Here is a 24690-nt window from a genome sequence, read left to right on the forward strand (position 1 = left end):
CCTATTCCATGACCATAAAGGTGACAGAACATAAAGATCAAGAAGCCTTTCAAAATAGCGAGGAATCGCAAACGAATTATGATCTTAATGAAGGAATTAACATGAAAAAACGTAAGGTAAGGCGAGATTTCGTTCAGAATTGAACTAAATCTCGCCTTTTTTTCAATCTCACCTACGAATGGATTTTTTAACGCGGGTTTTTCAGTTGCCTCATTATTATCCAAACATTCTTTATGCTTTTGTTAATTTATATTGGTTTATCGTACATTTGCGCTACCCGCAATTTCCTCATTAGCCCACAACCATGAAAACCACATTCTTTTCGGTCTCATTCTTCACGCCCATGGCCCAATTATGATAATTCTAATTAGGTTTTAATCAATTATTTGAATAGCTACAAAGTTCAATTAAAGTGCCATCAGTTGATACGGGATTAATATAAATGAGTCTTCTTCCACGTGTGTTAGTACGCAGTGTGTCCTCGAGAAAACGAACTCCATTATTACTTGCCTCGAGTATTGCTTTGTCCAAATCGTCAACTCGATAGGCAATATGATGCACGCCTTTTCCTTTTTGTTTTATAAAGCGAGCCATTGGAGAATTCTTGTTGGTTGGTGCTAGTAATTCAATGACTTTATCATTAGTTCTGACGACAGCAACGTGTACTTCAACACCTGGTGCATCACTTGTATATCGGTCCTCTAATAGTCCATTTAATACATTCAGATAAAAGGGCAGAGCGTCATCAATACTTCTAACTGCAATTCCAACGTGATCTAAAACTTTTTCCAATTAAGTTCCTCCTTTAACTCTATAAACTTGTATTTTCATTAATTCTTTAAAATTGTGATAGAATCCACGATGACTTATTCGTTTCAATGTGGATATTCTTATTTTCAACTCTAACACTTCTGACTACGCCCATAAAACAAATCAATATTTCTTTCCTTCTTATTATCGGAACTTTCATATTGAAAGCTTTCTATGTATTAACTACTAGCACAGCACCATTCATGTTCATTCAAACATATATATCCAAATCATTCTCTACATAATCAAAACTTATGAATAGTTAATCAAAAACCCAGCGAATAAAGTTAAGAAAATGGCATATCCTAACTTTTATTCAGGAGGTGAAAATATGACAAACCAACAAAATATCGATCAACAAGGAAACCAAATTCCCAAAGCCATTAAAGACACGGCGGGAGCAGCATTTCATGCAGTGCACAGTGCTTTGGAAAAAACTGAGGATGCTGCTATGAATACGGTGGATAAAACTTCTAATGCGGTTAACGGTTTAACTGATAAAGCAAAAAATAAGTCCGTCAATTCTCCTAACAATTCGAATACAAGCAATAATTTAAAAAACTAGTAATAATAAAGCGCCCACGAAAAGTTAATCGTTGGGTGCTTTATTATTACTTCTTCTTAAAATAAACTGCTCTAACTAAACAGAACCACAATTCAGTGCACGACCTGCTAGCGTATCTTTACTGGGGGTGAAGATAACTTTTCTTACGAGTGTCGGATCATAGACCATTCATATAATAATGCCCTGCCTTCATTAATCATCCATTTAAATTCCATAAAAAAAGCTGTTCAATAAAGGCACCGTTTATTAAATTTTTATTTCTTGGGAAGGTTTGCTATTATCTGTAGCAGTTGTAACGAATGTTTCTTAACATTTTAATGGAAATGTCTCGTCTGATAATAAAAAATCATCCTGTCAGCTTACCAGAATGATTTTCGTGGCTATAGAATTAATCTGAGGTACCATTGATCAGGAAATATGTAAAAACATCATAACCCTTAATCGATTATTAATGGGTGATCATCTGCATCATACGATTTGTCTTTCCACTGCATATCATTATCAACTTCAAAAACGTCTTCAAAAAATTGACTTGCCGATTTCGCAAGCAACTTATAGTATTGCTCGAACAAAAGGGCGGCATGATTACCGTTCCATATATCTGGTAGTAGCTCTCTAGGAAGTCCGGGATCAGTAAATAAGAACTTACGGTATTCGTGGACGAGGTTTGTCCGTTCTACGAAACACTCAGCATCTGTCATTTGTCCTTTATTCATCATACTTTGATGGACAATGAATTGTTTGCTGTAGGTCGTGATAAATTCTTGGTATTTCCCTTCGATTTCTTGCAACGGCCAGCTTTTTTCAACGAGAGATTTATCCGCTTGTGGTCCTTTATATGAGGACACGAAGAAATCTACATGAGATTGAATTTCGTACTTTTCAATAAGAAGATTCACTTCTTTTTCAAGATCGTTTGGAGAAATCCAACAGCCATTTGAAAAGCTACCAAAACCGCTCCATAATAGTTCTTTACGAAGTTCATCACGAATCTGTCTTTTTTCTTCAGGAATCGTATACATGAGCATACGCCATTTCCCATCCCAGTCGTTTGGCATCAATTTAAAAATTCGCACGGCAGCTTCTTCCATCCGAGTTTCTCCACGAAGTGTTAAGAAATAATAGCTTTTATTTCCCTTCTTCTCTGAGTCAATCCACCCTTGCTTCATCATTCTGGAGACGGCTACGCGAACTGATTGTTCATTATGTCCAAATTCTTTTAATAGACGGATTAAGCTTCCAATCCAGATTTTGTTTCCGTAATGTCGGATATAGTCACCATATATTGTAAAAATCATGGATTGTGTATTTGCCACTTGTACTCACTCTTTCTTTTTTTGCGCATTATTATATTTCACGATACATCCTGACTCTCATTATATCGTTATATCGCAAAAAGGAAAATTTAATTACCAGTGAATACAGGACTTCTTTTTTCACTAAATGCGGTAAGCGCTTCCATTCGGTCTGAAGTCGGTATGGTTAATTCGTAAGCTTTCGATTCAATTGCCAGACCAGTTTGCAAATCCGTATTCATACCTTGAGTAATGGCATATTTTGCTTGTTTAATCGCAACCTGGCCATTTTTCATGATATCGAAAGCAAGTTGTTCGCAAGCTGTTAGAAGCTCTTCTTTCTTAACAACCTTTAACACGACTCCAAGATCTACACCTTCTTCTGCGGTGAATTTTCTTGCTGTGAAGATTAGTTCCTTCGCTTTCATTTCCCCTACGAGCCTTGGAAGACGTTGTGTACCTCCGGCTCCCGGAATAATAGCCCAGCTCGTTTCGGTGAGTCCCATCTTCACACCTTGTGCTGCAATAGAAAAATCACAAGCAATCATTAATTCAAAACCACCACCAAATGCATAGCCGTTTACAGCAGCAATTGTGGGTTGTGGAAGATTAGCGATACTGTTAAAGGCGTCCCTGATGGCTTTGACATTTCTTCGCACTTCAGTTTCTTTCAATGTTTTGCGTTCTTTCAAATCTGCTCCAGCACTGAATGATTTTTCTCCTGCACCTGTAAAAATGACGACACTCACTTCTGGATCAAGAGAAATCGAATCAGTCACCTTTTGTAGTTCATCAAGAGTTTCGTAATTGAAGCAGTTCATTGCTTCTTCTCGATTAATGGTTACATAAGCAATATGGTTTTGTTTTTTAATTAATATAGTTGTCATGGTATTCTCCTTCATTAAAAACTGTTCAACTTCAATAACATGAGATTGATTTTCACTACCTCACTGGGTTTATCGACTATTTTTAACCGACCAACTTTGGTGCGTTTTCGACCAACTTTATCGGCATTCCGACCAACTTTTAACTGTTTCCGACCATTCTCTTGGAGGGAGACACCATTCCACCGGAGAAAGACAATAAGTAAACAATTAATGCGCGAATCGATCTAGAAAGAGATTACCGATAGTATTATTCCGATACATTCTCAATAATTACCGCGATTCCCTGTCCTACGCCAATACACATGGTAGCAAGTCCGTATGTAACATGTTGTTTTTTCATTTCATATAAAAGAGTAGTCAAAATTCGTGCACCGCTAGCACCAAGGGGGTGTCCAAAAGCAATCGCTCCACCGTTTACATTTACTTTCTGGTCGTCTAATCCTAATTGTCTTATACATTCAAGTGATTGTGATGCAAAGGCTTCATTCAACTCAACTAGTCCAATATCATCTGTAGTTAATCCCGCTCGTTCCAGTGCCTTTCTAGTTGCGAAGATGGGACCAAGCCCCATTACGTCTGGTTCTAGACCAGCTGTTGCTCCAGTAACATATCGGGCAAGTGGTTTAAGGTTAAGTTCTTTCGCTTTTTCAGCACTCATAAGAAGTAAAGCGGACGCACCGTCATTGACTCCTGAAGCATTGCCTGCTGTAACGCTACCACCATTAAATATCGGTTTAAGCTTAGTCAGTTTTTCAACGGTGGTATCTGGACGAGGATGTTCATCTTGGTCCACTACAATTTCGTTGCCTTTCCGATCAACATAAACAACCGGGACGATTTCTTCAGCAAAGCGATTTTTTTCCATTGCTTTTTTCGCACGTTGTTGACTTTGATAAGCAAATAAATCCTGATCTTTACGCGTTATATTAAAACGCTGCGCCACGTTTTCAGCTGTTTGTGGCATCGAATCTGCGCCATACATTTCCTTCAACTTATTATTAGTAAAACGCCAGCCGATTGTTGTATCAATCATTTCCATATTCCCTCTTGGAAATGCCTGATTTGGCTTAGCCATGACGAATGGTGCACGCGTCATACTTTCGGTTCCACCAGCAATGTAAATATCGCCTTCTCCTACCGCAATTGCTCTTGCGGCATACATAACAGCATCGAGGCCTGAACCACAAAGTCGGTTAATCGTAGTCCCTGCCACTTCAACAGGTAGACCTGCTAATAAGCCAGACATGCGCGCTACATTACGGTTATCTTCTCCTGCCTGATTGGCATTTCCTAAAACCACTTCCTCGATTTGCCCCGTTAATAGCTTAGGATTACGTTCTACAAGGGCTTTTATCACGACTGCTCCTAAATCATCTGGCCGCACATCTTTTAATGCACCATTATATCTTCCGATAGGGGTCCGTACAGCATCTACAATAACTACTTCTCTCATTTTTTAATCAACTCTTCTTCTATTGTATAGTCGTATACACCTTTACCACTTTTTCGTCCGAGGCGCCCTGCTTTAACATACTGTTCAAGGATAGGCGCAGGACGGTACTTCTCCCCAAGCTTTTCGTGTAAATACCTCAAGTTATTTAAGCGCGTATCTAGTCCAACGAGGTCAACAAGTTCGAACGGACCCATTGGATAATTTAAGCCAAGTTTAATTGCCTTATCAATTTCTTCAGGTGTCCCAAGACCTTCTTGAAGCATGTAAAATGCTTCGTTACCAACAAGTGCGCTGATCCGACTAGTGATGAACCCTGGGAATTCTTTAATAACGACCGTTTCTTTGCCCATATTGACAGCAACTTGTCTGATCGTCACAGCTGTTTCATCGCTTGTTTCTAAGCCCCTGACAATTTCTACTAGTGGCATTTTATGTACAGGATTAAAAAAGTGCATCGCGATTGTTTTTTCTGGACGCTTAGCGAATGAAGCAATCTCGGTTGGACTCATCGTCGATGTATTCGTTGCAAAATAACAATGTGCAGGTGCATATTGTTCAATCGTTTCAAACACCTTTTTTTTAATAGCCATTTCTTCAGGAACAGCTTCAATAATTAAATCAGCTAGTCCCGCAGCTTTAGATAAATCACTTTCAAATCTTAAGTTGCGGTGTGCTTGTTCAGCTTTTTCTGAAGAAATCTTCCCAAGTGAAAGGCCTTTTTTAATAATGGTTTCAATTTCTTGTTTCGCATTTTGCAATGCAGCTTCATTAATGTCAACAACTGTCACTGCATAGCCGCCAACTGCTCCGACATATGCAATGCCTCTTCCCATTAAGCCTGATCCGACGACAACAATTTGCTGAATCATCGTTATACTCCTCCTTTTTAGGTGAAAGAATACGGACAGGGATTGGAATCTCCCTGTCCGTCAATTAACTCAAATATTACAGACCGAACGGGTTTAGTGGTCGACTGCCGTAGTAAGATAATATACTTTTCGTTTCTGTATAGAGGTCCAGTGTTTCGATGCATAATTCGCGTCCAAATCCTGATTGTTTATAACCACCGAATGGCGTTCCAGGAAATGCGGAAAACGGACAGTTAATCATGACGATTCCAGCTTGAATCTGATTTGCAACACGTGTAGCTCGTGCACCATCTTTTGACCAAACAGCTGAGCCTAATCCGAACTCTGTATCGTTAGCTAATCGGATCGCTTCTTTTTCATCTTTAAACTTCATCACAACCACTACAGGGCCGAAGATCTCATCTTTCACAACGTTCATATCGTGAGTAACGTTCGCAATAATCGTTGGCTCATACCAGAATCCATTTTCGTAGCCTTCAGGTTTCGTAACGTTACCTCCAGCGAGGATTTCTGCACCTTCTTTTTTAGCCGATTGAACATAGCCATCGATTGTATCAAGTTGATCTTGATCGATAATTGCACCCATATGTGTTGTTTTATCAAACGGGTTCCCTAACTGTAGTTTTTTTGTTTTTTCTACAAACTTGCTCATGAATTCTTCGTAAACGTCTTCGTGAACGTACAAACGAGAACGTGCTTCGCATGATTGACCTGAGTTGTAGAAAATACCGAATAATGAACCATCAACTGCTGCATCAATATTCGCATCGTCAAAGACAATACTTGGTGATTTGCCGCCAAGCTCGAGTGTGACGCGTTTTAAGGTTTGAGATGCTTTGCCCATAATGTCTTTACCTATAGGAGTTGAACCTGTGAATGCTACTTTATTTACTTGTGGATGTTCAACTAAAAAGTTCCCAACTTCAGCTCCAGAACCTGGAATAACGTTCACGACGCCTGCTGGAACTCCTGCTTCTAGGCAAATTTCTCCTAGGATAATAGCCGTTAAAGGAGTAAGTGATGCCGGTTTAACAATGACAGTACAGCCGACTGCGATAGCGGGTGCTACTTTCCAAGCAGCCATCATCAGTGGATAATTCCACGGGATGATTTGCGCACAAACACCTACTGCTTCTTTTTCAGTGTAATTATGGAATTGTCCTGGAACATTATTTACTGTCCCACGGTGACCAACGATTGCACCAGCATAAAACTCGAAATCTTCAATTGCTTGCGTGACTTGACCTTGAGCTGCATGAAGAGATTTACCTGTATCTAAAATTTCCAGTTCAACAAGCTCATTGAAACGACTACGCATAATAGCAGCAATTTTGTTTAAAACTTGTGAACGCTTACCGACAGGGAATAATTTCCACTTGCCATTATCAAATGCATTGCGCGCAGCAGCAATTGCGCTTTCCGCATCCTCTTTTGAAGCCTTTGCAACTTCTGCAATAAGTTCTCCTGTAGCGGGGTTAAAGGTTTTAATCGTTTCTCCAGTACTACTTTTCACTTTTTCTCCATTAATAATTAAATGATAGAAATCACGTTTCATCGATTCTTGTCCTACTTCATTTTCACGAATTGTTGTCATAAGCTTTTCTCCCCCTATTGACCTGTATAAACAGGTTTTCTCTTTTCCATGAATGCATTGAGGCCTTCGCGGTGATCGTTTGTAAGACCTGCAATTCTCTGTCCTTGGGCTTCTTGTTCAAGATAGTCTTCAAAAGATAGGTTGGTTGCCGATTTTAATGAGCGTTTAATTAACCCAATTGCTTTAGTTGGTAATGCAGCGATTCGAGCTGCAAATACGGTTACATCTTCTGTCCATGATTCTGCTGAAATCAGTTGATTTGCAAGACCCATCTCAACGGCAATGGCAGCTGGCACCTTTTCTCCTAAAATCGATAGTTCCAAAGCTTTAGAATGTCCAACGAGTTGTGTTAAATAATAGAGATTTCCTGAATCAGGAATAAGGCCGACATGAATAAAAGCGTTCATAAAACTACCACGTTCTGAAACAACTCTGAAGTCACATGCAAGCGCAAGACTGAATCCCGCTCCTGCCGCTACTCCGTTAACTGCTGCAATAATTGGTTTTTCACATTGTCTAATTTGTTTAATCATAGGTCCGTAATGGTCTCTTAATACTTGACCATGATCCATATGTTCATCAACTTCGGAAAGATCCTGACCGGAGCAAAATGCTCTGCCTTCACCAGTGATGACAATACAACGAACTTGATCGTCAGAGGAAGCTGCTTTTATCGCATCTTTCACTTCGCGGTTCATTTGTGCAATAAATGCATTCAATTTGTCAGGTCTATTTAGATAGAGCCATGCAATGTTGTCTTTAACGTCATAGCGAATCGTCTCAAACATAGAACACTCTCCTTATTTCCCTTGATAATCCGGTTTTCTTTTCTCAATAAACGCATTCATTCCTTCTTTTTGATCTTCTGTAGCAAATAACAAATAGAAGTTTTTCCGTTCATATTGCATTCCTTCATATAAAGAAGAATCTACTGCTTTATTTACTGAGTCCTTAATAAGACGCATGGATAGTGGTGGTTGTTTAGAAAGTCTGCTTGCAAATTTCATCGTTTCTTCCATTAACAGTTCTGGAGCGACGATTTTATTTATGATTCCGTGTTTTAGAGCTACTTCCGCAGAAATACGTTCGCCAGTCCACAACCATTCCAATGCTTTCGTGCGTCCGACAAGTTTAGTTAGACGCTGCGTTCCACCTGCACCAGGCATTACGCCAAGACTTACCTCTGGAAATGCAAATTCTGTATTACCTGCCGATATTAGTACATCACAGCAAAGAGCAAGTTCGAATCCACCACCGAAAACAAACCCATGTACGGCACCAATAATCGGCTTTTTAATAAGCGCTAAACGATCCCATTCAGCAAATTGATTCAATAATTCCAGACTGATTGGATTAGCTTCCGTCATTTCATCGATGTCAGCACCAGCTGAAAAAGCTCTACCTTTTCCCGCTAATACAATAATACGAACCGTATCGTTCCGATCAAAACTTTCCATGGCCACAACTATTTCACTTATCATTTTGGTATTCAATGAATTTAACTGACCGGGGCGATTAAGTTCAATTACTGCAGTGCTTCCCATTAAGGTAGTTTCAATGAAATCAAAGCTGTTCATTATGCATCTTCACCGATCATTAACGTCACTAAGTTGCCCGCAAATCCCATTAAGTCCTTACCAGATGCTTTCCCTTCAGGTGAACGTACGCCTTGTTGCAATGATTCTAAATCATCGTAAATCATCTCACACATCAAATAGTATTTTGCTTCTCCCCCCATTGGAGATCCAGTCATTTTTGTTACTTTCATTTCACGAAGTCCTGGAATTTTTGATGTAAGTGGTCCATGAACGTTGAAATAATGATGATCAAATTCCTCTTTGTTTTCAGGGTGTTTGTATAATGCGATTAATTTAGCCATTTTTTTATTCTCCTCACTTTACATTAGTGTCGAAACTGGTTTCATTGCTTCAAATACATTTTTACACGACTTACAATACAAAATGCTTCTACATGCAGTAGGTCCGAAAATATTTTCCATTGTTACATAGGTAGATCCACAATATGCACAATCTACATGCCATGAGCCGTCTTCTTCAAAATGACGGGGCGGCGGGGCTATTCCAAATTTCCGTAAATTAACATGACCTTTTTCGGTTATTCTGTCAGATGTCCATGGCGGATGAAAGACGAATTCTACTTCAACCTCACCCACTCCTGGCAGTTCTTTAACCGCATTCATCGTATTTTTTTTAATAATTTCGAGTGCTGGGCATCCAAGAAAAGTCGGCAAGAGAACTACTTTTACGTTATTTCCTTCGGTAGTGACTTTTTCAACCATACCAAGGTCAATAATGCTGACTGAGTCAATCTCCGGATCTTTTACATGTATAAGTGCTTCATATACCATCTCAGCAGATACTTTTCCAAATGTAGTCATACCCGAACCCCTTTCCATTAACTGATTACCAGGTTGCGACTGGATCAAGCATGTAAACTTCGGAAAGTGTGATTAGTGCTTCATCCAAGTCTTTCGTGTGTTCACCTTTTCTCCCATTTTTCACAGGATGTTCAGGAATCTTTGGTACTTCCATTTGAAGTGCACTAAATACTGGCTGCAGGTTTGCTGTCCAGTTTGCCTTCATCTGTTCCTCATTATCTATTAGTTTAGACGTCTCAATCGCTTGTTTTTGATTGCCATATGAGAAGACATCGCCAAAGTCATTCATAACAAGTTTAAGTGCTGCATCCATTTTCGTTTTTGCGACATCTGTCGAACTCATTAGTTGTTTAAACCATGTTTCCCAGTGTAGCTTGTGGTAAAAAAGTTCAATTCTCACTTTTACAGCAGCTTCTGCTAAAGGTTGATATGTACTTCCACACAATGAATCAACCTTTACTTTTTTCGCCTGTGTATATAGATAACTTCTGACTACGGCATAGGCCCAGTCATAGTGAGGAGTTTCCATATAATAACCTTCGCCATTCACGCGCTCGGTCAATATACTGTTTCTTCTGTCGGATGCCTTTCGGAAATGGGCAAGGTCATTGGCATTTCCTGCTCCTAAATTTTCAAGAAGTGTGTAATACATGGCTGCATGGCCCATGCTGTCTTGACTAATTGATGAAGAAGCGATGTCTGCCTCGATATGAGGAGCGAGTCCTAGCCATTCAGATCCACGGTAGGCATACATAAAGTCATCATCTGCTAACTGGAATAACAAGCTGGTGATTGCTTCTTTATTTTCTACTGTTAAATCATTTGGACTGTTGCTCATTTTTTTCGCCTCCCCATGACAGAATCTCTTTTTCATCGAGCATTTCTTGTTCATACTGACGCCATTTTTTCTTTAAGTAGCCATAGCCCTTTGTCGTGCGATAATCTTTGTTTTCAAGACGGCCGAGCGTCAGTTTCTCATCGTGAGTCATTTTTCTAAGGTGTTTTCTATTAACAATCCAAATGTCAGCAACTGGCTCTCGGCGCATAAAGTTTTCCTGTGCCATAATAAATGCCATTTCTTCATTTGGAGCCAGTAAACTGAATTGGTGCTGCACGACAGAACTTGTTGTCCGTTTGCTAAAGACTTCATATTCTTGATAAAATGTATTCTCTTCCCCCATTTTTTCTGACTCCTCTCTTTATCTGACTGAATGACTTAGAGCGTCCCTCACCCATGAATTATATTCATAAGATTGACGTCTCAAGTTCAGACGTGCTTCTGAACGAGGTCCCTGATTTTTAATGATTTTCTTGAATTCATTCCAATCTGGTTGTTGATAAGACCACAATTGTTTTTCTTTATCGTAGTGCATCGTTGAATCTGGAATCGTCAAACCTAGTGATAAAATTCGTGGAATGTATTTATCAAAGAAGAGCTGTCGAAATTCTTCATTTGTTTTCGTGCGAATTTTATATCTTATCGTTAAATCTTGTTTGGAAGAGCCCGTTGTTTCCTTGCTAGCTGGACCAAAGAACATCAGAAGAGCTTCCCACCACCGATTTAGTGACTCTTGAATCATTGCCTTTTGTTGCTCTGTTCCTTCTGTTAACGCCATGATAATGGATTCTCCATGCTGAGCATGAAATACTTCTTCAGCACAAATGCGTTGAAGTGCTCGACCGTATGGACCATATGAAGCTTTAAGCATATTTGTCTGTGTAATAATCGCCGCTCCATCAACAAGCCAACCTATTATCCCAGCATCAGCCCATGTCTTCGTTTCCATGTGAAAAACATTGTGGAACTTTAAGTCTCCATTAAATAAATCCTGCATTAAATCTCCACGGTTTTTACCGTAAGGTACTAGTAAATCTTCTGTGACTCGTAAAAGGAGTTGGCCATGACCCATTTCGTCTTGGACCTTTGCCATAATGCCAAGCTTTCGATAAAGAGAAGGAGCTTTTGGTACCCATTCTTTTTCAGGCAATGCACCCATTATTTCGCTCATCCCATGCATTGAAATTAGTTTAATCAATGTCTGCCTGTAATCTTCAGGCATCCAATCATCCGCTTCAATCTTTTCTCCAGCATCAATCCGTTGCATAAAGTCCGCTAACTGATTTTCTTCAGAGATCGTGTTTAAACTGGCCATCCCAACTCCCCCTTTATGTAATATATGCCATCATATCTTTCGACATAACGCTTTTGTTACGTATATAAATTTCAGCGTTATGTTTGTAGGTATGTGATTTAGTTTTATAAATATGTTCTCTTTAGAACTCAACTTAAATTCTTACCTAATTCGCAAGCCTATAAAAGAATAGCTTTTTCAAGCTTTTCACTTGTTAAGAACCATTCCAACCAGCTAGTTACTTCAGTGTAATTATTAGCATAACGTTTTAATAACGATATATTATAATTCAGTAATATGTTTATAGATTAATAGTGTCCTCCAAAGAAGTCAACAAAAATCTCTGAAAATTCTAATAAATAGCACACTCTTTAGTTTTCATCTTTTCTTTTCCTGCAATAAAAAAATCTCCACATAAAAAACCCAATGACTGGGTTTAATCCAAGTCTTCGGGTTGTTTGATTCTATAAGAAAACGCCAAGTTCCATCATGTAATTAATTTTTAATTAACAGGTTCTTTTTTTAGCCACTCCGAAATATCAGTTAAATGTCCCAAAGCATCCAAATACCCTCGATCATATAACATCGTAAGTTTTTCGGGATTTCGTTCAATTCCTTTAATATTAAATGTCTCACTTGGACGGATGACAATCGCTTTCTTTTGTTCTTCTAATGTCTCAATAAAATCCATTGTGTCGTTATATAATTGATACCTGTTATCTAATGCAATTCCTAATCCTTTGAAATCTTTATAAACATAAGAAGTTAACTTTGATAGTGAGGATTTTGATTTACGATAACCTTTTTCTTTCGTCAATACAATAATAGGTTTTTTAACTTGATCAGCAAGTGCTTTGCGAATTGGAATAGGATCACTGATGCCTCCATCCAACAATAAATATCCGCCATAGCTTATAGGGCGGGACATGAAAGGCAAAGAACTGGAAGCTCGAATGATAGTTAAAATATCTTTTGAGAAGATTGATTTGTTGAAATACACAGGCCTACCTGTTACACAATCGGTCGTTCCTATTACGAATTCTTCCGTTGCTTGATTGAAACGAGTAAAATCAAAAGGAACTAAAGTATTGGGGATTTCATTAAAAATTAAGTTCATCCCAAACAGTTCTCTTTTCAAAAACAGGTTCTTCACTGATAGATAGTCAGGATGCCTCACATAACCGATTGTTACTTGACGATTTCTACCTGGTTGTCTTGATATATATGAAGCTGCATTACATGCTCCGGCAGAAACGCCAATCACATAGTCCGGAAACAGTCCGTTTTCTAGAAAGCATTCTAAAACTCCTGACGTGTATACACCACGCATCCCGCCACCTTCTAAAACCACACCGCTTTTCATTTCAGAACCTTCTTTCCAAATACTTCTTGATTAAATACTAAATATATTCAGTTTCTAAACTTAAGATACCTGGTTTCTAATTCTTTTTTGCATGACAACCCAAATAATCGTGTGTTCAATTAAGTCCAAGAACATTGTTCATTATTAAATAAATGTAGAGTGTGAGTGTCACCATACTCTCTCTATAGTTTTTCGCTTTTTATGAACAGCAAGTTCGATATTTCCGTTTTGATCATAAATGTATTTTTCAGTACCCATGCGAATAAGTGCTTCTACCATCTGTTTATATACATCTGTGGTTAATAACTGTTGATATATTTGTTGTTCTGCATTTATTTTCCCTAGTTCCGACAATTCTTCGAATTTCATGATAATTCCTCCGTATGATGATTAAATATCTTTTTACGAGTAAAATGTTAATAATTAATTGAAAAATCTAACATATTGTAATATTAACATAATAATACCCTATGGAATCCCTACAATAACCAATAATAAAAAATAAAAAAACACAGTTATAATTACTAAACCACTGAAAGGACACTTTGATTATCAAAACACCTAAACTAGTATTATCGAGTTTAGGTGGTTATTCTTTTTAATCGCACTGTTAAAATGATTAAGTGATTTTCGTTACAGTCGGACGCTTTCCACGGGCGGTCCGTGAGCCTCCTCGACGCAAGCGTCTGCGGGGTCTCACCAGGACACGCTTTTCCCGCTGGAGTCGCCGCCTTTCACTACAATCACCTACTAAATTACTAAATAACAGATATTTAGATACTATCTTTTGTTTAATTAAGGACTTAATTTAGGTGGTGTCCCGATGATTTTAAATCAAGAATCTTTAAACCTTATTTAAAGAAGCCCTTCAAAATAGCGAGGAAATTAAAGGGAAAGCAAAATCTCGTTATAGAATTGAAACGAAATTCAGTGAGTTAAAACATATACATGGATTTGATGTAGCTTCATCTGCGGGTCTATTTGGTATGCAAATTCAAGGAGCCATGTCCATATTTGCGGTGAATCTCAAACGAATAATGACCTTAATGAAGGAATCAACATAAAAAAAGACAAGGTAAAGGCGAGATTTCGTTCAATTCTGAGCGAAATCTCGCCTTTTTTCACCAAAGAATGGGTTTTTTAACGCAAGTTTTTCAGTGGACCTTTAATTACGAAACTGTGTTTTAAATGCCAATTTTATAAATGACATATGACGTAAAAAGATTAATCCATTATCACGTTTCTACATCATGACTTTTTATTTACTTCTTTAGTAGGTGCATTAAATTTATCTAGCAATGTTATGGTATCAACCAAGTGGTTATTAAAAATCTGTCGAGCCACGAGGAGCAATTCAGAAATCATCGGATCTCTTAAAGAATAGAGCACACGATTTCCTTCTTTGGTTCCAATAACTATATTTTTAGCCCTTAAGATGGTTAACTGTTGCGATACCGCCGATCCTTCACTACCTAAAATGGTTTGAATTTCGTTAACATTTTTATCACTTTCAGCTAATAACTCAAGAATTCTAATACGAAGTGGATGAGCGAGAGCTTTGAAAAATTCAGATTTAAATTGCTCTATTTCAGTGGTCATGTAAATGCAACTCCTATCCCGACGATTACGTTATCTAGTTTTCAATTACTTTTCTTCTATCACGTGAGTACCCTTGGATAAAGCCGTGCATTCTCTAAATGCAAAATGCTTGCAGCCTAGGCATGTATCTCTATTTAAATATTGAAGTGCAGAGTTAATGGCATCTCCGGTATGTTCAAAAAATTGATCTTCTCCTATTAAAGTGGCCAAACCTGTATTGGTCATCAATTTTTTGGGCTGAGGATTAATGCCAGATATTAATACAATACCATTTTTTGAAAAGTTTTTAACTATACTGGTTAAATACGCTTCTCCTGTAGTATCCATAAAAGGTACTTTTCCCATTCTTAACAGTAACACTTTAGGCTTAAAGTTAATGGCATTTAAAATGGTTTGCTCAAAGGTTTGTGCTGCTCCAAAAAACAATGGACCTTCGATCGTATAAATGCTAATTTGTGGACAATCATGGATGGAAGACACCATATTAGCATCTATTTTTTCATTTTTATGTTTTGGATTTGGAAGACCTTTTACTGTAACAACGGATTCACTCATTCGTTTTATTAATAATAAACCTGCTAACAGAAGTCCTACTTCAACTGCGACAGTAAGATTAACGAAAACAGTCAGTAAGAAAGTAACGACTAACACGAGTGAATCGCTCGATCTGGTTTTTAATAATAGATAAAAAACATGCCGCTCACTCATGTTCCAAGCAACCACCATAAGGATAGGCGCCATACTTGCTAAAGGAATATTCGAAGCATATGGAGCAAAAAGCATTAAGATTATCAAAACAATTAACCCACTAAAAATCCCGGAGAAAGGAGAAACTGCTCCATTTTTAATATTGGTTGCAGTTCGAGCAATAGCTCCAGTAGCCGGAATACCTCCAAATAAAGGAGTGATGATATTGGCAATTCCTTGTCCCATTAACTCCCGATTACTATTATGCTTACTAGTTGTCATCCCATCAGCGACAACTGCCGATAATAATGACTCAATACTACCAAGGACAGCAATAATAAATGCAGGAACGATCATTTGTTGGATTCGTTCGAAAGTAATCTCGGGTATCCGGAAGTTTGGAAGAGTATTTGGAATCTCTCCAAATGTTGAGCCAATTGTTGCTACTTGATTCGGGAAAAATAAACTGGCAACCACGGTTGAAAGTAGTAGCCCAATAATAGGTCCCGGTATTTTCGGGGCAAATTTAGGTGTAAGTAATATGGTGATGAGGCATATTATGGCGGTCAATACACTGTACAAATTTATGGTGGGTATATGAATAATAATTTCTTTAAGATTGCTAAAAAAGGTTTCATGGTTTTCAACATTTTTTAATCCTAAAAAATTGGCTATTTGACTGACAAAGATAATAACGGCAATTCCTGAAGTAAATCCAATAGTTACAGGTTTAGGAATGAATTTTATCAAAGATCCGAATTTAAAAATCCCCATTAATAATAAAATGATACCAGCTAAAAATCCTGCAATTAACAGATTTTCATACCCGTAAACCATAACAACACCAAATAAAATGGGAACGAATGCTCCAGTTGGACCTCCAATTTGAAATTTAGATCCACCTAATAGTGCAATTAATATCCCTCCGATGATACTTGTATAAATACCATACTCAGGCTTAACTCCAGAAGCGATTGCAAACGCCATTCCTAAAGGGATTGTGATAACGGCTACGATTAATCCAGCTAATAAATCTTTTTGTAAACCTTGCAATGAATATCCAGCATATCTTCCACTAAATTTAAATTTCCTCTTCATATGCAACCTTCTCTTTTTTTAGTGTTTAAACATCTGTATATCTGATTATTTGAATATACTATACATAAAGATACCTCGTATTCTACAATATGTCAAAGGAATAGTTTAAGAAGTTGAATTTTAAAAAGACACACAATATAACAGACACGCTTGTTGCAGAAATTGCCGAGTTCATTGATGCAACAAACTTCAGTGCGCTTCGGATGAAATCAATCACTGCTGCATTTTTGCCCACCTGTTTTTTTCTAATCCTCTTGCTCCTAGTTTTTGTCCTCCACTCTCTCACTACAATAATACCTCAGTAAGTTGACATAATCCCCAAATGAGGGATTATTCAACTCAACTGAATAGTTAGTTCAAGAACATACAACAAACTTTATCCCATTTCTCTTTATGCAAAACTAATAACGATTAGCTGATTACTCTTTATCAAATGGATTTATTACTTGTTTAATTAGGAATAAGGATTTACTTTTTTAAGAATAATTTTTTATCTAAATATTTAACAAAGGAAAAATCCCAATCAGTGAGGTATGATTGGGACTTTTAATATTTATTGGCATGTCTTTTTAATAACAATTATCGTTTTTATTTAGAGCATTTTAATAAAACGCAATTTCTTCTCTTAATTGATTTTCATTCTGTCTTTTCAGAGCATACTTATCATATGGAGCTCTTTGTAAACAATTTGTTCTTATCCTACTCTACTCTTCCAATCTTAATTTACCTGACTAAAATTCTTAACCTTATTTTGGACAGAGTCTTGAATCATTAATTCAGCTGCATATATCTCATATGCACTTAATGTTAAATATAACACTTCGCTCTGGAAGTATTTAAGAAAACAGAAGGTGTTTTATTTAGCCATATTCGATAATTTATATTGTTCCGAGACGATGAAATCATCTTCCATTAGAACATAAGGATGTGTTTCCATTAAACTCATTTTGAGGTAGTCTGGCATCTTCTTTCCTTCGTAAGCACAAATTAATGGAAACGACAGCAGATTTACAGCTTCGTCTACTATTTTCTCTAAATCTTCAATAAGATGCAGTGGCTCTTCCATAGTGGCCCACTCGACATGTGCCCATGCTCGGAAAGAGATTTTATTTTCTACATAGGGCTGAACCATTTTACTAAAATAATCAGCGATGGAAGGGGGATGATAACTTCCACTTGAACAATAGAAATCAAGGCTGTTTACATGGTGAACGAACTTCATTTGCTCTTTCGTAAACTGTGTGATCAGTTCTTTGTAAATCATAGGGTAAATACGAGCATTCTCAATGAGAATCACGTAATCTCCAACTGCAATACCATCTTGGATATAACCTAAAACCTGTTTAATGTAATTTTCCATTCCATTATACTTATACAGAACATGAATATGAGCATGGTTAATTTTTAAATCCTCAAATAACTGATTCATTTTACTTTTCATGTACCCAGTCCCTTCTCGCTTGTATCTCCACGTATCTTTTCGAGTATGCTAGTAATTCTTTAATGAGAATCGAGAACATATTTTTAGTTAGCAAAACATTGAGTCAAGCAAAACTTTAGAGCTACATCATTTTTTTAGGGAACGATATATTAAAAGTATTTTAATAGTTCTATAATACTTAAATGGTACAAAACTATTAGGTGAATCGTATTCACAACCAAAAGCTATTTCTAGTGTATAAATGGTTGATATTATGATTACCATCAAAGAAGCACTAGAGGATTAACACTTAGTTAATTAATGGTTTTGAATTAATGGATTTCTATTACTATACGGGTAAGACAAAGAATTTTGTAGTTTATTCGTTCGTCAAATTTCGACATGAGGTACCATAAAAGACATTAGAGAACTATTTTTTAATTCCTTACATATGAAGGAAGTCTTGGAAGTTATTTTAAGGATAAGTTGTACGCCTTTTTGAAACGAAGAATAATCATTATCTAAATAATTATTAAAGAAAAACACCAAACACATGGAGGTATGATTGGAACTTCGAGTTCTTTTTGCGAGTTTTTATTAATGATTATATTTTTGAATTAGCTTTCTTCATAGAACGTGATCTCTTCTTTAGTTGTTCTTGAAAAGACTCATATAACGAATACAGCAACTTAGATTAGTACAATTTGGCATACAAACATTAATAACAGAAGAAATTAATAATGCGCATCGAGCATTTATTAGTCTTAGTAACTAATATGTTAATCGCTGGTTGTGAAAATGTGAGTCAAGCTGAGCTATCAAATGATAAAGAAAACTCTTGATATATCAGTAATTTTGACCTTTTTCAGTTGGAACGATTTTAAGTCTCGATAATCAACTTTAGCGTAAGGCTTGTTTGAGCGATAAACATCTCAAATGTAGTGATAACTTTTTCATAATCCAAAATGACACTCAGAATACTTCTCATTTGCCAAGATGACTTATTGAAATAAGGACCGCATTTTATTGAAGCAAAACTACCTAAAGAAAGAGGAGGATGTGACATTGTCACACCCTCCTCTTTCTTATTGATTTTCTCGTTAAAGTGCTTTATCATCGATCGAATTTAACCATTGTTCAATTGGTCCAATTACTGATTCAACACAACCATCATCGAAAGGCGAGATTAGGTTTGCTTCTTTGACGAGTCCTGTAAATGATAAGCTCCCACCGATATTACATAAGTGTACGTAATCTGCCCAAGCTTCTTCACGGTTTTCAAGTGTCCGTTTAAAGAATTGGAATGCACAAATTTGTGCCAAGGTATAATCGATATAATAAAATGGACTTTGGTAAATATGACCTTGACGTTGCCAGAAGGCACCTCTATTTAAATAGTCGTTGCCGTCATAATCACGGTGAGGTAAATATTTCTCTTCTAACTCTTTCCATGCCAATTTACGTTCAGCTGCAGTTGCTTCAGGGTTCTCGTAAATAAAGTGTTGGAATTCATCCACAGCTACACCGTATGGTAAAAATTCAAGCGAATTACTCAAGTGAGAGAATTTATACTTATCCGTGTCTTCTTTGAAAAAATTCTCCATCCAGGGCCACGTTAAAAATTCCATACTCATCGAGTGAATTTCACATGATTCAAATGTTGGCCAATTATATTCGGGGATTTCAAAATGACGACTTGAATACACTTGGAACGCATGCCCCGCTTCATGGGTCAATACATCAATATCTCCAGAAGTTCCGTTAAAGTTTGAGAAAATAAAAGGTGCTTTGTAGTCCTCTATGTACGTACAGTAGCCACCACTTGCTTTCCCTTTTTTAGCAACAAGATCCATTAAGTTGTTGTCGATCATGAAATCAAAGAATTCACTCGTTTCAACAGATAATTCATCATACATCTTCTTGCCACCTTCAATAATCCACTCTGGTGACCCTTTTGGAGTCGCATTTCCTGTTTTGTAATTAAAAGATTCATCGTAGTACTTAAAGTCGTCTACACCAATTCGTTGTTGTTGACGCTGTTTTAATTTTGTTGCAAGTGGCACGATGAATTCCTTCACTTGGTCACGGAATTTCTTGACCATGGATGCATCATAATCCGTTCGAATCATTCGATAATAGCCAAGTTCCACAAAGTTTTCATACCCTAATGTACGTGCAATTTCTGTACGGACTTTGACTAAATCGTCATAAATGCGATCAAGTTGTTCTTCATTCTCAGCAAAGAAACTAAAGTAGGCTTCTTTAGCTTTCTTTCGCATCTCACGATTTGTCGATTCTGTAAAAGGTTGCATTTGCGCAAGAGTACGTTCTTCATTTTCAAAATCAATCTTTGCTGAAGCTATTAATTGCTGGTATTCAGAAGACAATTTATTTTCTTGTTGCACCAATGGAATAACTTCTGAAGAAAATGATTTAATCTGAGCTTCGGCAATAGCGAATAATTGCGAGCCCCACTTTACTTCTAAATCGTGTCGGAAAGCAGAACTCACTAATGCTCTGTAATATTTAGTGATTAAATCATCTACTTTTGGGCTAAGTTCATCCAGGTAGTCTCTTTCCGCTTTGTAAAATTCATCATTTGTATCAATTGAGTTTCGAACATAAACGATGTTCATCATCGTCCCTACTTTATTCCTGATTTCATTTATCGACTTCATTGCTTCACTTTGTTCATTTACACTTTTAGCACCTGTAAAATGAGCTAGTGCTTGACCAAACTTTTGCTCAATGTCTTCAAATTCTGGTCTTGTATACGTGAACTCTTCAAATTTGGTAACCATATCTATCCAACCCCTACTCTTATAAAAATTATCATACTGACTATCATAGTATTATTCTTTACTAACTATTACTAAGTTTACTATTATTTCAAATGGTACAACAAGGAAAAATTTTTATATTAGGAATAATTTGATAAGTTCCTAGAGAAAATGGATAAAATGATTTGCAGCCTTTTCATAAATGTCATTACAATTATCGGGTGTAAATACAAAAAATTCTTCAATTTATAAAATACATAAATTGAAGAATTACATTTTAGTTATTTATCATTTGAAAAATTCATATTTTCTTGTCTACGCAAATGATATATAAAATTAAGTAATGTAAAGTATTTTTCAAGAGGCTTCCAGTAATTTTCATACCAACCAGACCAATATAGTTTTATACTATTTAATCATCTTCATTCTGACCAGTTATTTTGTTGCTCTTCTTCTGCAATAAGTTGTAAATCGTCTGCCGATATAGAAATGATGTGATAGTCATGATTTTCAGCATATTTTATGGCCAGTTCTTTCATAAACTTTGGAGAACCTTCATTTTCCTCATCATAAATAATCAACAAGCCATCAGAGTTCCGAATGATAAATTTGTTTTTCTCGATAAATTGCCAAGGTCCTTCATAAGGTTTTTTAGTTACGCTAGTTTGAAAATCTGCTTTGGCACAAATCTGTTGATACTTTTCTTTTTTAGGGTCATTCCAATTTTTTTCTTGCTCTAGAAACGGTGTAATAATGGCATATTTTAATTTTGGGTAGTCCGCTTTCAAGTCTATGACTAATTCTGCAGCCCATGTCTCAACACCTAATTGTCCGCTAAAAATCACCCATTCGAGTCCTTCATCTAACAATTGAATGAGGTGGTTTTCTAAAGCTTTCTTAATGTAGCCAACACCGGGATGTTTGTCGTCGAATACGCCAATTTCGTGTTGTTTATAACCTGTAATGACTAATCTTTTTAACATGTATTTCCTCCGAATCAAAGTCATACTTATATATTCTAGTTTAGCATGTGGAGAATGAATAGTTCCATCTTCAGAGTTCGCTTGAACATGATAAAAGATCCTCGATTAATCGAGAGTCTCCATCTACATCTATTAAATTAAAAACATTGCCACAATCGTTGTGACAATTAAACCGATCGTCACTGGTAAAAGGTTTCTTCTCGCAAGTTCAAATGGATCGACCCCACAAATCGCAGCAGCTGGAATAAGAGCCCATGGAACCAATGTCCCGCCTCCGACCCAGATTGCTGCTATTTGACCAAGTGCAGTCAGTGTAGCTGCTCCAGCCCCAATTGCTGTTGAGAATATGTTTGCGACCGAACCAACAAGAGAAATCCCTGAGAATCCAGAGCCATCGAGTCCGGTAATAGCACCAACTACTGTTAATGTAATTGCCCCTACTTCTTTACTTAACGGAACAATGGAAGCTAAAGACACACCTAAATCATTAACAATTCCATGAGAATTTTTAGGCAATAGGTCACCGATAATTTTTGTGAATCCCGCGTCACCCAAATAGAAGAATGCCGCAATTGGAATAACAGCTCCAAATACTTTAAAACCAAATTGGAATCCTTCAATAAAGTAACTAGTTGCTTGTTCTAATCCTTTATTTTTATGGCTGACCATCGTTATGAGTAATAAAATGAAAACCGATGTACCACCAATTAAAGCTGTCGCATCTCCACCCTGTAAGTTAAGAATCGACATGGCTATTACATCAAGTACGAAAAGTACAGGAATTAAGAGGGCAAAAAAGCGTTTTTGATTTAATGACAATAGTTTTAATTGTTGCGGGGATGGCTCAATTGTAGGGGTTGCGGACAAGCCTGTTGTAGCGGTTAATTTTCCTGATTTCATATCACGTTTCAAGAAATAAAAAGCTGTAATTGTCGTAACCAGTCCCATCACGAATACGAGCGGAATACTTGCGCTAATAACATCGCCGACAGGAAGACCCGCGGCATCCGCTGTTAATTTAGGCGCACCTTGTATGATAAAATCTCCTGAATAAGTGTGTTATTATAAGGTACATAAATACCTTACTAATTGGAGTGAAACACATTGTACAAACCATTTTCACAAACTGACTACAAACCTTCTACTAAGCCTAAAGCATTGTATTTAAGGAAGTCTAAGAAAAATGACGGCAAGAACAAAATTGAAACAATAGAAAGCCAGTTAAAGCAATTGACAGGCTTCTGTAAGGAACAAGGCTGGAATGAATACGTTATCTATAATGACTATGTGGCAAAATCTACAAACTTAAACAGAGAAGAATATAAAAAGATGCTAAAAGCATGTTTAGATGGAAAGCACGATTTAATTATTTCTGCAGAAGAATCAAGAATATATCGTACAGTGTATGAACAAACGAATGTATATGAAGAGTTAAAGGGCACTGACATTGCTATTCTTTCCATACGTGAAGGTTATATATTCCCAAACGATAGGAATCAATTTCTAACTAATATCCTTCGCGGTGCTATGAATCAGCAAGAACTTGAAAACTTTGCTTATAGGATGAATGTGAAGGTGTTAGCGAGTGCTAAGGAAGGAAAATATGTTAATAAAACACCTTTCGGATACTTCAAAGATAAGGACAAGCTAGAACCACACCCTGCTGAAAGTAAAACCTTTAGATTCATTGTAGAAAAGGTATTAGAAGGTTTTGTTATTGCTGAAATCATTAGTCTACTTAACCGATTGGGATATAAGACAAAATCAAATAAGAAGTGGAAAGACGTGGGAACAATTACACGAATGTTGTCTAATCGTGTTTATCTTGGTGAAAGTCATTATAACAGTAAGATGTTTGATAGTGAAGTCGTGGTACGTGATACACACCAGTCTTTAATAACGATTGAAGAATATCAAGAAGTACGTAAAATAATTCAGTCACGCAGTCGAAATCCACAAGGTATCAGGTACACCAAAATTAATACCGTATTGGATAGATTAGTTGTTTGTGGGAAATGTGGAAGCAGATTGCCCATCCATAAATCGTGGACAAATAAGCAAGGTGTAACATCTTATCAGATAGGAAAGTGTCAAAAGGTTTTAGGTGAATACAATGATAAGAAATGTAGCAACAAGTCAATATCTTTAAATGAATTGCTGCCCCATTTCTACAATGCTATTGAAAGCTACAAGGAAGCATTAATTGAAGAAATAGAAAGCGTGGAAATAGATATAACTAACGATAAAAAAATCACTGTTATGAATGAAATAAAGGATATTAAAACACGCATTACTGAAATAAAATCTGAAATACAAAACGCCAAAAGTTTTTTAATTAAAGGTATTCTAACCGAATCTGATTATGTGGGATTGTTACCGCCACTGGAGAAGGACATGAAGGAATTGAATGTGTCGCTGGAGGATAATGAAAGATTGTTAGGAAGTTTATCTGAATACGATAGACGTTCAGTGATTCAAAATGCAATTGATTCATTAAATAACATCGAAAATGAAAGCATTGAAACTCAGAATAGAATTTATCGAACACTGTTTGAAAGTCTTGAATTGGTGAATACATTAGATGAATACGAAATCAGAATAAAAGAAAAAGACGTTTTCCAGTAATTAGGAAGCGTCTTTCTTTATTTCTATTTTAGCTAGTGATAATTTCACGATGCATTCAGCGACTTGTTTATAATTGTTATTCGTGGCTTTGATTATGGTTACTTTAGGCTTTCGATTGTTCTTCATAATCAC

General features: G+C 36.8%; 24 protein-coding genes and 2 pseudogenes. 3 read left to right on the forward strand and 23 right to left on the reverse strand.

From position 1 onward, the window contains the following. Positions 1 to 378: 378 nt before the first annotated feature. Positions 379 to 792: a VOC family protein gene (locus tag ACFPYN_RS11725; RefSeq protein ID WP_377734372.1), complete on the reverse strand. Its 414-nt coding sequence runs from the start codon at positions 790 to 792 to the stop codon at positions 379 to 381. Between the two features lie 349 nt (positions 793 to 1141). Here ACFPYN_RS11725 and ACFPYN_RS11730 point away from each other — a divergent pair, with 349 nt between their 5' ends. Beyond that, complete coding sequence (locus ACFPYN_RS11730) at positions 1142 to 1375, forward strand: hypothetical protein (RefSeq protein ID WP_377734374.1); 234 nt, start codon at positions 1142 to 1144, stop codon at positions 1373 to 1375. A gap of 437 nt (positions 1376 to 1812) precedes the next feature. On the opposite strand, the gene paaX is transcribed toward ACFPYN_RS11730, so the two are convergent. The 14 genes from paaX to ACFPYN_RS11800 form a co-directional block, all read right to left on the reverse strand. Then, positions 1813 to 2691: a phenylacetic acid degradation operon negative regulatory protein PaaX gene (paaX, locus tag ACFPYN_RS11735; RefSeq protein ID WP_377734376.1), complete on the reverse strand. Its 879-nt coding sequence runs from the start codon at positions 2689 to 2691 to the stop codon at positions 1813 to 1815. 89 nt (positions 2692 to 2780) lie between these two features. Beyond that, positions 2781 to 3557 (reverse strand): enoyl-CoA hydratase-related protein, encoded by a 777-nt coding sequence (locus ACFPYN_RS11740; protein ID WP_377734378.1) that lies wholly within the window; start codon positions 3555 to 3557, stop codon positions 2781 to 2783. Between the two features lie 247 nt (positions 3558 to 3804). Beyond that, the gene (locus ACFPYN_RS11745) at positions 3805 to 5010 is read right to left on the reverse strand and encodes a 3-oxoadipyl-CoA thiolase (RefSeq protein ID WP_377734380.1); all 1206 of its coding nucleotides are present in this window, start codon (positions 5008 to 5010) and stop codon (positions 3805 to 3807) included. Further along, the gene (locus ACFPYN_RS11750; RefSeq protein ID WP_377734381.1) at positions 5007 to 5879 is read right to left on the reverse strand and encodes a 3-hydroxyacyl-CoA dehydrogenase; all 873 of its coding nucleotides are present in this window, start codon (positions 5877 to 5879) and stop codon (positions 5007 to 5009) included. Before ACFPYN_RS11750 ends, ACFPYN_RS11745 begins: the two co-directional genes overlap by 4 nt. A gap of 76 nt (positions 5880 to 5955) precedes the next feature. Beyond that, on the reverse strand, positions 5956 to 7473 hold the full coding sequence (locus ACFPYN_RS11755; protein WP_377734383.1) for an aldehyde dehydrogenase family protein: 1518 nt from the start codon (positions 7471 to 7473) through the stop codon (positions 5956 to 5958). A gap of 14 nt (positions 7474 to 7487) precedes the next feature. Next, positions 7488 to 8261, reverse strand: coding sequence for an enoyl-CoA hydratase-related protein (locus tag ACFPYN_RS11760; RefSeq protein ID WP_377734384.1), 774 nt, complete (start codon positions 8259 to 8261; stop codon positions 7488 to 7490). Positions 8262 to 8273: 12 nt separating this feature from the next. Beyond that, on the reverse strand, positions 8274 to 9050 hold the full coding sequence (locus tag ACFPYN_RS11765; RefSeq protein WP_377734386.1) for an enoyl-CoA hydratase/isomerase family protein: 777 nt from the start codon (positions 9048 to 9050) through the stop codon (positions 8274 to 8276). Next, a complete protein-coding gene (locus ACFPYN_RS11770; RefSeq protein ID WP_377734388.1) occupies positions 9050 to 9352 on the reverse strand; it encodes an EthD family reductase in 303 nt (100 codons plus the stop codon). The genes ACFPYN_RS11765 and ACFPYN_RS11770 overlap by 1 nt, the downstream gene beginning before the upstream one ends. Positions 9353 to 9370: 18 nt before the next feature. After that, complete coding sequence (paaD, locus tag ACFPYN_RS11775; RefSeq protein ID WP_377734390.1) at positions 9371 to 9871, reverse strand: 1,2-phenylacetyl-CoA epoxidase subunit PaaD; 501 nt, start codon at positions 9869 to 9871, stop codon at positions 9371 to 9373. Between the two features lie 25 nt (positions 9872 to 9896). Beyond that, positions 9897 to 10709 carry a 1,2-phenylacetyl-CoA epoxidase subunit PaaC gene (paaC, locus tag ACFPYN_RS11780; protein ID WP_377734392.1) on the reverse strand — a complete coding sequence of 271 codons (813 nt, stop codon included), beginning with the start codon at positions 10707 to 10709 and terminating at the stop codon, positions 9897 to 9899. Further along, positions 10690 to 11052, reverse strand: a complete 363-nt coding sequence (paaB, locus tag ACFPYN_RS11785) for a 1,2-phenylacetyl-CoA epoxidase subunit PaaB (RefSeq protein WP_377734393.1) — start codon at positions 11050 to 11052, stop codon at positions 10690 to 10692. Before paaB ends, paaC begins: the two co-directional genes overlap by 20 nt. 18 nt (positions 11053 to 11070) lie before the next feature. Beyond that, positions 11071 to 12024 (reverse strand): 1,2-phenylacetyl-CoA epoxidase subunit PaaA, encoded by a 954-nt coding sequence (paaA, locus tag ACFPYN_RS11790; protein WP_377734395.1) that lies wholly within the window; start codon positions 12022 to 12024, stop codon positions 11071 to 11073. 481 nt (positions 12025 to 12505) lie between these two features. Further along, on the reverse strand, positions 12506 to 13366 hold the full coding sequence (locus ACFPYN_RS11795; protein WP_377734397.1) for a patatin-like phospholipase family protein: 861 nt from the start codon (positions 13364 to 13366) through the stop codon (positions 12506 to 12508). 168 nt (positions 13367 to 13534) lie between these two features. After that, positions 13535 to 13735, reverse strand: a complete 201-nt coding sequence (locus tag ACFPYN_RS11800; RefSeq protein ID WP_377734398.1) for a hypothetical protein — start codon at positions 13733 to 13735, stop codon at positions 13535 to 13537. 500 nt (positions 13736 to 14235) lie between these two features. Between ACFPYN_RS11800 and ACFPYN_RS11805 the strand changes: the two are divergent. Beyond that, positions 14236 to 14430 (forward strand): annotated as a pseudogene (locus ACFPYN_RS11805) (IS5/IS1182 family transposase); the annotation flags it as partial. A gap of 184 nt (positions 14431 to 14614) precedes the next feature. Here the strand turns inward: ACFPYN_RS11805 and ACFPYN_RS11810 are convergent. The 7 genes and pseudogenes from ACFPYN_RS11810 to ACFPYN_RS11840 form a co-directional block, all read right to left on the reverse strand. Continuing rightward, a complete protein-coding gene (locus ACFPYN_RS11810; protein WP_377734399.1) occupies positions 14615 to 14965 on the reverse strand; it encodes an ArsR/SmtB family transcription factor in 351 nt (116 codons plus the stop codon). A 45-nt stretch (positions 14966 to 15010) separates the two neighbouring features. Further along, positions 15011 to 16750, reverse strand: coding sequence for a SulP family inorganic anion transporter (locus ACFPYN_RS11815; protein WP_377734400.1), 1740 nt, complete (start codon positions 16748 to 16750; stop codon positions 15011 to 15013). An 856-nt stretch (positions 16751 to 17606) separates the two neighbouring features. Next, positions 17607 to 18191, reverse strand: a complete 585-nt coding sequence (locus ACFPYN_RS11820; RefSeq protein ID WP_377734402.1) for an MEDS domain-containing protein — start codon at positions 18189 to 18191, stop codon at positions 17607 to 17609. An 859-nt stretch (positions 18192 to 19050) separates the two neighbouring features. Beyond that, positions 19051 to 19236, reverse strand: coding sequence for a hypothetical protein (locus ACFPYN_RS11825; protein ID WP_377734403.1), 186 nt, complete (start codon positions 19234 to 19236; stop codon positions 19051 to 19053). A 34-nt stretch (positions 19237 to 19270) separates the two neighbouring features. Continuing rightward, positions 19271 to 20971: a M3 family oligoendopeptidase gene (locus ACFPYN_RS11830; RefSeq protein ID WP_377734404.1), complete on the reverse strand. Its 1701-nt coding sequence runs from the start codon at positions 20969 to 20971 to the stop codon at positions 19271 to 19273. Between the two features lie 401 nt (positions 20972 to 21372). Continuing rightward, a complete protein-coding gene (locus ACFPYN_RS11835) occupies positions 21373 to 21933 on the reverse strand; it encodes an SLOG family protein (RefSeq protein WP_377734406.1) in 561 nt (186 codons plus the stop codon). A 132-nt stretch (positions 21934 to 22065) separates the two neighbouring features. Beyond that, a pseudogene (locus tag ACFPYN_RS11840) lies at positions 22066 to 22983 on the reverse strand (hypothetical protein); the annotation flags it as partial. Positions 22984 to 23037: 54 nt separating this feature from the next. Here ACFPYN_RS11840 and ACFPYN_RS11845 point away from each other — a divergent pair. Then, entirely contained in the window at positions 23038 to 24558 is a 1521-nt protein-coding gene (locus tag ACFPYN_RS11845) for a recombinase family protein (RefSeq protein ID WP_377734408.1), read from the forward strand. Here the strand turns inward: ACFPYN_RS11845 and ACFPYN_RS11850 are convergent, their stop codons facing one another. Next, positions 24559 to 24684 carry a hypothetical protein gene (locus ACFPYN_RS11850; protein WP_377734411.1) on the reverse strand — a complete coding sequence of 42 codons (126 nt, stop codon included), beginning with the start codon at positions 24682 to 24684 and terminating at the stop codon, positions 24559 to 24561. Positions 24685 to 24690: the final 6 nt, after the last annotated feature.

This window comes from Paenisporosarcina macmurdoensis (assembly GCF_042658845.1).
GTDB classification, from domain to species: Bacteria; Bacillota; Bacilli; order Bacillales_A; family Planococcaceae; genus Paenisporosarcina; species Paenisporosarcina macmurdoensis.